Annotated in this window: 8 protein-coding genes and 1 pseudogene; 7 read left to right on the forward strand and 2 right to left on the reverse strand. The window is 77.0% G+C overall.

Annotation, left to right across the window (positions count from 1 at the left end; all coding sequences use genetic code 11):
- Positions 1 to 367: 367 nt before the first annotated feature.
- A pseudogene (locus tag ACFWEK_RS13975) lies at positions 368 to 502 on the reverse strand (hypothetical protein); the annotation flags it as partial.
- A gap of 176 nt (positions 503 to 678) precedes the next feature.
- A complete protein-coding gene (locus ACFWEK_RS13980; protein WP_430554442.1) occupies positions 679 to 2,085 on the reverse strand; it encodes a glutamyl-tRNA reductase in 1,407 nt (468 codons plus the stop codon).
- A gap of 49 nt (positions 2,086 to 2,134) precedes the next feature.
- On the opposite strand from ACFWEK_RS13980, the gene hemE reads away from it, so the two are divergent.
- The 7 genes from hemE (at position 2,135) to ACFWEK_RS14015 (ending at position 9,824) form a co-directional block, all read left to right on the forward strand.
- Positions 2,135 to 3,295 (forward strand): uroporphyrinogen decarboxylase, encoded by a 1,161-nt coding sequence (hemE, locus tag ACFWEK_RS13985; RefSeq protein WP_430546567.1) that lies wholly within the window; start codon positions 2,135 to 2,137, stop codon positions 3,293 to 3,295.
- A complete protein-coding gene (locus tag ACFWEK_RS13990; protein WP_430554443.1) occupies positions 3,292 to 4,812 on the forward strand; it encodes a protoporphyrinogen/coproporphyrinogen oxidase in 1,521 nt (506 codons plus the stop codon). The genes hemE and ACFWEK_RS13990 overlap by 4 nt, the downstream gene beginning before the upstream one ends.
- A gap of 132 nt (positions 4,813 to 4,944) precedes the next feature.
- On the forward strand, positions 4,945 to 6,033 hold the full coding sequence (gene hemC / locus ACFWEK_RS13995; protein ID WP_430546569.1) for a hydroxymethylbilane synthase: 1,089 nt from the start codon (positions 4,945 to 4,947) through the stop codon (positions 6,031 to 6,033).
- Complete coding sequence (locus tag ACFWEK_RS14000; protein WP_430554444.1) at positions 6,030 to 6,887, forward strand: uroporphyrinogen-III synthase; 858 nt, start codon at positions 6,030 to 6,032, stop codon at positions 6,885 to 6,887. The genes hemC and ACFWEK_RS14000 overlap by 4 nt, the downstream gene beginning before the upstream one ends.
- Positions 6,888 to 6,943: 56 nt before the next feature.
- Positions 6,944 to 7,909 carry a porphobilinogen synthase gene (gene hemB, locus ACFWEK_RS14005; protein WP_430546670.1) on the forward strand — a complete coding sequence of 322 codons (966 nt, stop codon included), beginning with the start codon at positions 6,944 to 6,946 and terminating at the stop codon, positions 7,907 to 7,909.
- A gap of 2 nt (positions 7,910 to 7,911) precedes the next feature.
- Positions 7,912 to 9,246: a glutamate-1-semialdehyde 2,1-aminomutase gene (gene hemL / locus ACFWEK_RS14010; RefSeq protein ID WP_430554445.1), complete on the forward strand. Its 1,335-nt coding sequence runs from the start codon at positions 7,912 to 7,914 to the stop codon at positions 9,244 to 9,246.
- 62 nt (positions 9,247 to 9,308) lie between these two features.
- Complete coding sequence (locus ACFWEK_RS14015) at positions 9,309 to 9,824, forward strand: cysteine hydrolase family protein (protein WP_430554446.1); 516 nt, start codon at positions 9,309 to 9,311, stop codon at positions 9,822 to 9,824.
- The last annotated feature ends 140 nt before the right edge of the window (positions 9,825 to 9,964 follow it).

The following is a 9,964-nucleotide window of genomic DNA, read 5'->3' on the forward strand; positions in this document are numbered from 1 at the left end:
GCGAACCGGCGTTGGGCTGCAGCGAGACCTTGTCGTAGCCGGTGACCTCGGCGAGGCGCTCCTCCAGCTCGCGGATGAGCGTGAGGTAGCCCTGCGCCTGGTCGGCGGGGGCGAAGGGGTGCAGCGCGCCGAACTCCGCCTTCGCCTTGAGCTGCGCGTACTCCTCCGGCGTGATGGTGCCCTCGTCGAGCAGCCTCTTCGCCTGGGCGATGTGGTCGGCGGGGCTGCCCGCGACCTCCCGGATGTACGCGTCGGTGCCGGCCTTGGCCTCCTTCACCGCCGCGAGCTGACGCTCCGACATCCCCCGGCCGCGGGCGATGAGGTAGACCAGCGCGGTGATCATCGGGACGAAGATCAGGAAGATGACCCACACGGCCTTCCACCAGCCCGACAGGTCCCGGTCACGGAAGAGGTCGGTGAGGATCTGGAAGAGGACGATCAGGTAGGCCACGAACAGGAAGATCCAGACGAGGTACCAGAAGAAGTCCCAGAAGGTGTCCATGTTCAGCGCGTCCTTTCGAAGGCGGTTCCCACACCGTCGACGGCCGACAGGGGCGGCCAGGTGCCCGCGTTCGGCACGCTAGTGCCGACATGCCGGACGCGCGCGCTGAAACGGGGTGATCTACGCCGTGACCCGGCGAACCGGGCTCTGCGGGAGGTTCGCGACAGGCGGGACGATCAGCGCCGGTCGGCGCGCTCGGCGTCCTCGACGAGCGCCTCGGCGCCCGCCACGACGGCGGCCTCCTCGGCCCGCGCCCGGGCCAGCGCGTCGGCGCGCACCGCCACGATCTCGCCGTGCAGCGCGGCGTGCACCCGCTTGCGGACGTCGCGCGCGATGGCGTCGACGTCGGCCTCCTCGGGGGTCCCGCCGCGCGCCGCCAGCTCCGTGGTGAGCCGGTCGACCGCCGCGTCGACCTCCCGGCGCACCTCGACCTCGGCCGCGTCGAACAGCGCCACGACGGCGGCGTCCGCGGCCCGGCCCAGGCGGGTCTCCTCGAAGCCCGCGGCCGCGTCGTCCACGATGCGCCGAGCACGGTCGACGACGTCCGCGGCGGTGGCCGGGGCGTGCGCCTTGAGCGTGCCCAGGTCGTACAGCAGCACGCCCTCGACGTCCGCGACGCGCGGGTCGACGTCGCGGTGCAGCGCGAGGTCGAGCACGACCAGGGGGCGCGGCTCCGGCTCCTCGCCCGCGGCGGCCGCGGCCCGCTCGCGCGAGCGCACCACGGCGGCCGCGTCGAGCACGTACTCCAGGGAGGCCTCGGCCCGCCCGTCCGTGACCCCGCCGGGCCGGCGGCCGCGGGCGCCCGAGCACGACACCACGAGGTCGGCGTCGGCGAGCGCCTCGACGAGGTCCGGCGCCGCCTCGACGTCGTGGCCCTGCGCGAAGACCTCGGCGCGGCCGGAGCGCGAGTACACCCGCACGTCGTCGCAGCCGCGGGCGCGCAGCGCCGCCACCGAGGCACCCGCGTACGAGCCCGTGCCGATGAGCACCACGCGCAGGCCCCGCCACGACGCGTCGAGCTCGGCCGCGCGTCCGCGCCACAGGTCCTGCCCGGCGAGGTCCAGCCCGAGCGACACGACCGAGCGCCCGGCGGCGCCGAGCTCCGTCCTCGTGCCGACGCGCTTGGAGGTGCGCGACGCCGTCTGGAACAACAGCTCGAGGGTCTTGGACGTGGTGCCGTCGTCGCGCGCCTCGGCGAGGGCGCGCTTCACCTGCCCGGCGATCTCGCGCTCTCCCACGACCATCGAGTCCAGGCCCGCGGCCACCGTGAACAGGTGCGAGGTGACCTCCGGCCCGGTGCGGACCGTGAACGAGTCGGCCGCGACCTCCTCCGAGACCCCGGAGCCGGCCGCGACCAGCGCCGCGACGTGCTTCGTCGTGTGCCGGACGGCGTCGCCGTGCAACGGGGCGTCGACGTCCAGGTAGAGCTCGAAACGATTGCACGTGGAGATCACGACGGCGCCCTGCACGGGCCCGCACGACCCCACGGCGACGCGCCCGACAGAGCCGGACCCGGTGGACAGCCGCTCGAGCGCGTCCAGGTCCAGCTCGCGGTGCGAGGCGGTCAGGGAGAGGAGTACCACAGTGGCTCCACTTTAAGAGGGCCGACGAGGCGGGGCAGAATCATGGACCGTGACATCCCCCACGATCGCTCCCGAGCCGAGCCGCGAGACCCACCCGCTCCCCGCCGACCACCCGCTGGTCGACGGCCGGACGACGCGTGCCCCGCTGGTGCGTGCCCTGCGGGGCGACCGTCCGGACGTGACCCCCGTGTGGTTCATGCGGCAGGCGGGCCGCTCCCTGCCCGAGTACCGCGAGGTCCGTCAGGGAGTAGGGATGCTCGACTCCTGCCTCCGGCCACCTCTCGCCGCGGAAATCACCCTCCAGCCGGTGCGCCGCCACCGGGTGGACGCCGCCGTCTTCTTCAGCGACATCGTCGTGCCGCTGCGGCTCGCGGGCGTGGACGTGGACATCAAGCCCGGCGTCGGGCCCGTCATGGACCAGCCGTACCGCACGGCCGAGGACGTCGCGCGGCTCACCTCGCGGACGCTCGACGACGGCGCGCTCGCGCCGATCGCGGAGGCCGTGCGCCTCACCGTGGCCGAGCTGGGCGACGTGCCGCTGCTCGGCTTCGGCGGCGCGCCGTTCACCCTCGCCGCCTACCTGGTCGAGGGCCGGCCCTCGCGCGACCACCTCGCCGCGCGCACCCTCATGCACGCCGACCCCGAGACGTGGGCCCGCCTCACCGCCTGGACCGCCGAGCTCACCGGCCGCTTCCTGCGCACGCAGGTGCTCGCCGGCGCGTCCGCGGTGCAGCTCTTCGACTCGTGGGCGGGCTCCCTCTCGCTCGCCGACTACACCTCGCACGTGGCGCCGTCGTCGACCGCCGCGCTGGCGCACGTCGCCGACCTGCGCACGCCGGGCGCCGACGAGGGCGGCGGCCTCCCGGCGATCCACTTCGGCACCGGCACCGGGCACCTGCTGCCCGCGCTGCGCGACGTGCTCGACACCGCCGGGATCGGGTACCCCGCCGTCGGCGTCGACTACCGCACCCCGCTGGACGAGGCCGCCGCGCTGCTCGCCGACCACCCCCGCGGCGCCGTGCCCGTGCAGGGCAACATCGACCCCGCGCTGCTGGGCGCCCCGTGGCCCGTGCTCGAGGCGCACGTGCGCGACGTCGTCGCGCGCGGCGCCGGTGCCCCCGGCCACGTGGTCAACCTGGGCCACGGCGTCCCGCCGGACACCGACCCGACCGTGCTCACGCGCGTCGTCGAGCTGGTCCACTCGCTGTGACGCCGCTCCCGCCGCTCGGCGCCCCCGTCGACGCGCCCTCCGGCCGGCCCGCCCGGCCGCCCGAGCACGTCGACGCGGTGGTGGTCGGCGGCGGGATCGGCGGTCTCGTCGCGGCCCGCACGCTGGTGCACCGCGGCCTGCAGGTGGTGGTGCTCGAGGCGTCCGACCGCGTGGGCGGGCCCGTGCGCGGCGGGGCGTTCGGCTCGCTCCCCGTGCGGCTCGACCTCGGCGCCGAGTCCTTCGCGGCGCGCGGCACCACCGTCACGGACCTGGCCGAGGAGCTCGGGCTGGACGTCGTGAGCCCGGCCCCGCTGTCCGCCTGGGGGTACGCGGCGGGCCGCGCCTTCCCGCTGCCGAAGGCGGGCGTGCTCGGCATCCCCTCCGTGCCGTGGGCGCCCGACGTCCGCCGCGCGATCGGCTGGCCCGGCGTCGCACGAGCGGCCGTGGACCGCGTGCTGCCGCGGTTCGTCGCCGACACCACCGACCTCGGGACGCTGGTGCGCTCCCGGCTCGGCCGACGCGTGACCGACCGGCTCGTCGCGCCCGTCGCGACGGGGGTGCACTCCGCCCCGCTCGACCGCCTCGACGTCGCCGCCGTCGCGCCCGGGCTGCTCGACGCGTTCGCCCGCACCGGGTCGCTGTCGCGCGCCGTCGGCGAGCTGCGGGCCGCCGCCCCCGCCGGGTCCGCCGTGCGCGGCATCGACGGCGGCATCCACGCGATCGTCGAGGCGCTCACGGGCGAGATCGCCGCGAGCGCCGAGGAGTTCGCCGACTCGCCGCGCACCGACGCGACCGGGCCGATCCATGCCGCCGTGCGCGTGGGGCAGCAGGTCGACGGCGTCGAGCGGGTCGGCGCCGACTGGCAGGTCACCACGACCGTCGGGGACACCGTGCGCGCGCCGCGGCTGGTCGTGACGACGCCGCAGGTCGCGCCGCTGCTGTCCCCGTGGGTGACGGCTCCGGGCGAGGTCGAGCCGGGGTCCGTGCCCGTGCCGGCAGCGGAGGCCGGCGCCGACATCTGGCTCGCGACGCTCCTGCTCGACGCGCCCGAGCTCGACGACGCCCCCCGCGGCTCCGGGATACTCGTCGCGCCCGACGCCGAGGACGCGGCAGGCGGGCACCCGTCAGGGGTGCGCGCCAAGGCGCTGACGCACGCGACGGCGAAGTGGCCGTGGTTGGCCGACCGGGTCCGCGCGGCCGCCGGGCCGGGGGTGCACGTGGTGCGGCTGTCGTACGGGCGGATCGGCGCCGCGACCGAGCCCCCGTCCGCCGAGGAGGCCGCCCGCGACGCGTCCGCCCTGCTCGGCGTCGACCTCACCGACCGGGTCCGCGACCACCTGCTGCAGCGCTGGGACGGCTCCCTGCCCCCGCCGACTCCCGCCTACCGCGCGCAGGTCGCGGCGTTCACCGCCGCCGTCGGTCACACGCCCGGGCTGGCCGTGACGGGAGGCTGGGTGGCCGGCACCGGCCTCGCGGCGATCGTCGCGCACGCGCAGGCCGCCGTCGCCGCCCTCTGACCCGCGGCGTGTCAGGGCGTGGTGACGCATCGTCATGACCTGGCGTCACGACGTCGGGGCGAACGGTGTGAGATCGGACTCCAGCCCGCCGGGAGTTGTCCACGGGCGGTGCCGCTGCGCGACACTGGACGGGTGAGCACCCCCGAGACCGCCCCCGCCCCGCTGCGCCTCGGCACCCGCGGCAGCGCCCTCGCGACGACGCAGTCCGGCCTGGTCGCGCGCCGGCTGGAGGAGCTGCTGGGCCGGCCGGTCGAGCTGGTGCGCATCCGCACGGAGGGCGACGTGAAGACGGGCTCGCTCGCCTCGCTGGGCGGCACGGGCGTGTTCGTCACCGCGCTGCGGGAGGCGCTGGCGGGCGGTCGCTGCGACGTCGCCGTGCACTCGCTCAAGGACCTGCCGACGGCGCAGCCCGCCGAGCTCACGATCGTCACCCCCGAGCGGGAGGACCCGCGCGACGCGCTGTGCGCCCGCGACGGCCTCACCCTCGACACCCTGCCCCGCGGCGCGCGCGTCGGGACCGGCTCCCCGCGCCGGGCGGCACAGGTGCAGGCGGCACGCCCCGACGTCGAGCTGGTGGACATCCGCGGCAACGTCGAGACCCGCCTCGCCCGCGCGCTCGGCCCGGACGCCGACCTGGACGCCGTCGTGCTCGCGCTCGCCGGCCTGACACGGCTGGGCCGGACCGAGGTGGTCACGCAGGCGCTCGACCCGGCCGTCGTGGCCCCCGCCCCCGGGCAGGGCGCCCTCGCGGTCGAGGCCCGCACCGCCGACCTCGCGCCCGGCACGCCCCTGGCCGACGCGTTCGCCGCCCTCGACCACCGCCCCACGCGGCTCGCCGTGCTGGCCGAGCGCGCGGTGCTGGCGCGGCTCGAGGCCGGGTGCGCGGCGCCGGTCGGCGCGCACGCCCGCGTCGAGGCGGGCGAGCTGCAGCTCACCGCCGTCGTCGCGCGCGTCGACGGGACCGAGCAGCTCACGCACAGCGCGTCGGCGGTCCTCGCCGCGGACGGCGCCCCCCTCGACCAGGCCGCGCAGGACGACGCCGCGACGGCCCTGGGCGTCCGCGTGGCCGAGGCGCTGCTCGCCGACGGCGCGGCGCGGCTCGCGCCGCTGGTGGGCGGCACGGGCGAGCCGCGCCGGGGCGAGGCGGACGCCGTCGCGCCGCGCTCCGACGTCGAGCCTCTGCACACGCCCACCGGCACCGACGACCCGGAGGGCGCGTGACACCCGACACCCCCGCGACCCCGGCCCGCGCCGTGCTGGTGGCGCGGGCCCCCGAGCGTGCGGCCGGCCTCGAGGCCCGGCTCCGGGACGCCGGGCTGGAGGTCGTCGTCGCGCCGGTGATCGAGCGCGCCCTGGCGGACCCCGCCCCGCTCGACGACGCCGTCCGCGGCCTGGCCCGTGGCGCCTACGTGTGGGCGGTCGTGACCAGCGTCAACGCCGTCGAGGCGCTCGCCGACGCCGCCGCCCGGACCGGCACGAGCCTCGCGGAGACCCCCGCGCGCTGGGCCGCCGTCGGGCCCGCGACGACCCGTGCCCTCGCCGCGGCCGGCATCACGACCGACCTCGTCCCCGAGGACGACGCCACCGCCGCCGGCCTGGTCGCGGCGTTCCCCGACCCGGCCGTCACCGACCCGGAGACGCCGGCCGTGCTGCTGCCGCTCGGCGACCTCGCCCGCCCGACCCTCGACGACGGGCTGGCCGACCGCGGCTGGGCGCCGCACGTCGTGACGGCCTACCGGACGGTCCGCCACGCGCTGCCCTCGGACGTCGCGGAGCGCGCCCGCGCCGGCGGCTTCGACGTCGTCGTCGTCTCGTCCGGCTCGGTGGCGCGCGAGATCGCCGACCAGGCGGGCACCGGCACGCCCGTCGTCGCCATCGGCGCCCCCTCGGCCGACGCCGCACGCGAGGCCGGGCTGCGCGTCGCCGCGATCGCGGCGCACCCCACCGACGACGCGCTCGCCGCCGCCGTCGAGCAGGCGCTGTCAGAGCCCGCGCCGTCAGACCCGGCACCGTCAGAACCACGGCCCACGGGAGAGAACCGTGCGCCTGACACCTCAGCGAAGGAGCACCCGTGAGCACCTCGGGCACCGGCATCGTGTACCGACCGCGCCGCCTGCGCACCACGCCGCGCATGCGGCGCCTGGCTGCCGAGACCCGCCTGCACGCGGCGGACCTCGTGCTGCCGCTGTTCGTCAAGGAGGGCCTGGCCGAGCCGGCGCCGATCACGTCGATGCCCGGCCAGGTGCAGCACACCGAGGCCACGCTGCGCGACGCCGTCGCCGAGGCGGCCCGCGCGGGGCTGGGCGGCGTCATGCTGTTCGGCATCCCCGCCGAGCGCGACGCGACCGGCACCGCCGGCGACGACCCGGACGGCGTCCTGCAGCGCGGCATCCGCGTCGCGCGCGAGGCCGTCGCCGCCGTGGAGGCGGAGGGGTCGTCGGGCACCGCCGGCCGCCCCGGCCCGGTCGTCATGGCCGACACCTGCCTGGACGAGTTCACCGACCACGGCCACTGCGGCGTGCTCGCCGCCGACGGCACCGTGGACAACGACGCGACCCTCGACCGGTACGCGGCGATGGCCGTGGCCCAGGCCCGGGCGGGCGCGGAGGTCGTGGCGCCGTCCGGGATGATGGACGGCCAGGTGGCCGTCATCCGCGACGCGCTCGACGACGCCGGGTTCGACCAGGTGAGCATCCTCGCCTACAGCGCCAAGTACGCGAGCGCCTTCTACGGCCCGTTCCGCGAGGCCGTCGACAGCGCCCTGCAGGGCGACCGCCGGACGTACCAGATGGACGCCGCCAACGCCCGCGAGGGCCTGCGCGAGGCGGACCTCGACCTCGCCGAGGGCGCGGACATGGTCATGGTGAAGCCCGCCGGGACGTCGCTCGACGTGCTGCGCGGCGTCGCGGACCGGTCCGACGTGCCCGTGGCGGCGTACCAGGTCAGCGGCGAGTACGCGATGATCGAGGCGGCAGCCGCGAACGGCTGGATCGACCGCCGGGGCGCCGTGCTCGAGTCCGTCACCGCCATCAAGCGCGCCGGCGCCGACATCGTCCTCACCTACTGGGCCAACGAGATCGCGGAGTGGATCAAGTGACCATGACGACCGACAACCACGCCGCGTTCCTGCGCGCGCAGGCCGCGATCCCCGGGGGCGTGAACTCCCCGGTCCGGGCGTACGGCTCGGTGGGCGGTGACCCGCGGTTCCTCGCGAGCGCGCGCGGCCCGTACGTCACCGACGTCGCGGGGCGCGAGTACGTGGACCTGGTCTGCTCGTGGGGCCCGGCGCTGCTGGGCCACGCGCACCCCGAGGTCGTCGCGGCCGTGCAGGACGCCGCCGCCCGCGGCCTGTCGTTCGGCGCGCCCACGGTGGCCGAGGTGGAGCTCGCGGAGGAGATCCGCCGCCGGGTGCCCGTCGCCGAGCGGGTGCGCCTGGTGTCCACGGGCACCGAGGCGACGATGACGGCGGTCCGGCTGGCGCGCGGCGTCACCGGCCGGCCGCTCGTCGTGAAGTTCGCCGGCTGCTACCACGGCCACGTCGACGCGCTGCTGGCGGAGGCCGGGTCGGGCGTCGCGACGCTCGCCATGCCGGGCACCGCCGGGGTCACGGAGGCGTCGGCGGCCGAGACGCTGGTGCTCCCCTACAACGACCTCGCCGCCGTCGAGGCAGCGTTCGCGCAGCACGGCTCGCGGATCGCCGCCGTCATCACCGAGGCGAGCCCCGCCAACATGGGCGTGGTGCCCCCGGCCGAGGGGTTCAACGAGGGCCTGCGCCGGATCACGCGCGCGCACGGCGCCCTGTTCGTCATGGACGAGGTGCTCACCGGGTTCCGCGTCGGCCCGTCCGGCTGGTGGGGACTGGAGAACGCGCGCATCCGGGGCGAGGGCGGCGAGGGGTACACCCCGGACCTGATCACCTTCGGCAAGGTCGTGGGCGGCGGCATGCCCGTGGCTGGCCTGGGCGGCCCGGCGTCGATCATGGACCAGCTCGCCCCGACCGGCCCGGTCTACCAGGCGGGCACGCTGTCCGGGAACCCGGTGGCGGTCGCGGCCGGCCTCACGACGCTGCGCCTCGCCGACGACGCCGTCTACGCGCGGGTCGACGCCGTCGCGGACACGATCGCCGGCGCGCTCGGCGACGCCCTGTCCGCCGAGGGCGTGGAGCACCGCGTGCAGCGCGCCGGGTCGCTGTTCTCGACGTTCTTCGGCCCGTTCGCCGCCGCCGAGGGAGTGCGCGACTACGCGCAGGCCCAGGCGCAGGAGGCGTACCGCTACCGCGCGCTGTTCCACGCGCTGCTCGACGCCGGCGTCAACCTGCCGCCGTCCGTCTTCGAGGCGTGGTTCGTCTCCGCCGCGCACGACGACGACGCGGTGAACCGCATCCTCGACGCCCTGCCCGCCGGCGCCCGCGCCGCGGCCGCGGCGACCGCCTGACGCCGGGGGTGGTCACGCACCCGACGCCACGGGCCCTCGGGTCCGAGCGGTCCGTGCTGCTGGTGATCGACCTTCAGGTCGGCGTGCTCGACGGCTGCCTCGACGCCGACGGCGTCGTGCGCCGCACCGCCGCGCTCGTGGACCGGGCCCGCCGCGCGGGGACGCCCGTCGTCTGGGTCCAGGACCACGGCGACCTGCCCGAGGGCTCCCCCGGCTGGGAGCTCGCGGCGCCCCTCGAGCGGGCCCCGGGCGAGCCGCTGGTGCGCAAGGCGTACCGCGACTCGTTCGCGGGCACGGACCTGGAGGACGTGCTGCGCGACCTCGGCGCGACGCGCCTCGTCGTCGCCGGGGCGCAGTCCGACTACTGCATCCGCACCACGACGCAGGCCGCCGCGGCCCGCGGTCTCGACGTCACGCTCGTCAGCGACGCCCACACGACGACGGACGCCGAGTGGGACGGCGTCGTGGTCCCGGCAGAGCACATCGTGGCGCACACGACCATGTACTTCTCCGGGCTGCGGTACCCGGGCCGCTCGCACGGCGTGGCCCCGCACGACAGCGTCGACCTGGGGGCCTGACGCGAGGTCCCTGACGCGAGGCCCGTCGTGACCGTGGCGCACCGGCTGTCCTCGGTGCTGGACGCCGACCGCATCCTCGTGATGGAGGGCGGCCGGGTCCGGGCCGCCGCCTGACCCCACCTGCCTTCCAGCAAGCGATC

The sequence above is a fragment of the Isoptericola sp. NPDC060257 genome (genome assembly GCF_042726645.1).
In the GTDB taxonomy this organism is placed as follows: domain Bacteria; phylum Actinomycetota; class Actinomycetes; order Actinomycetales; family Cellulomonadaceae; genus Isoptericola; species Isoptericola nanjingensis.

Coding starts and splice junctions, on each gene's coding strand:
- hemL (WP_430554445.1), top strand. CDS start 7,912: ATGACGACCGACAACCACGCCGCGTTCCTGCGCGCGCAGGCCGCGATC.
- hemB (WP_430546670.1), top strand. CDS start 6,944: ATGCGGCGCCTGGCTGCCGAGACCCGCCTGCACGCGGCGGACCTCGTG.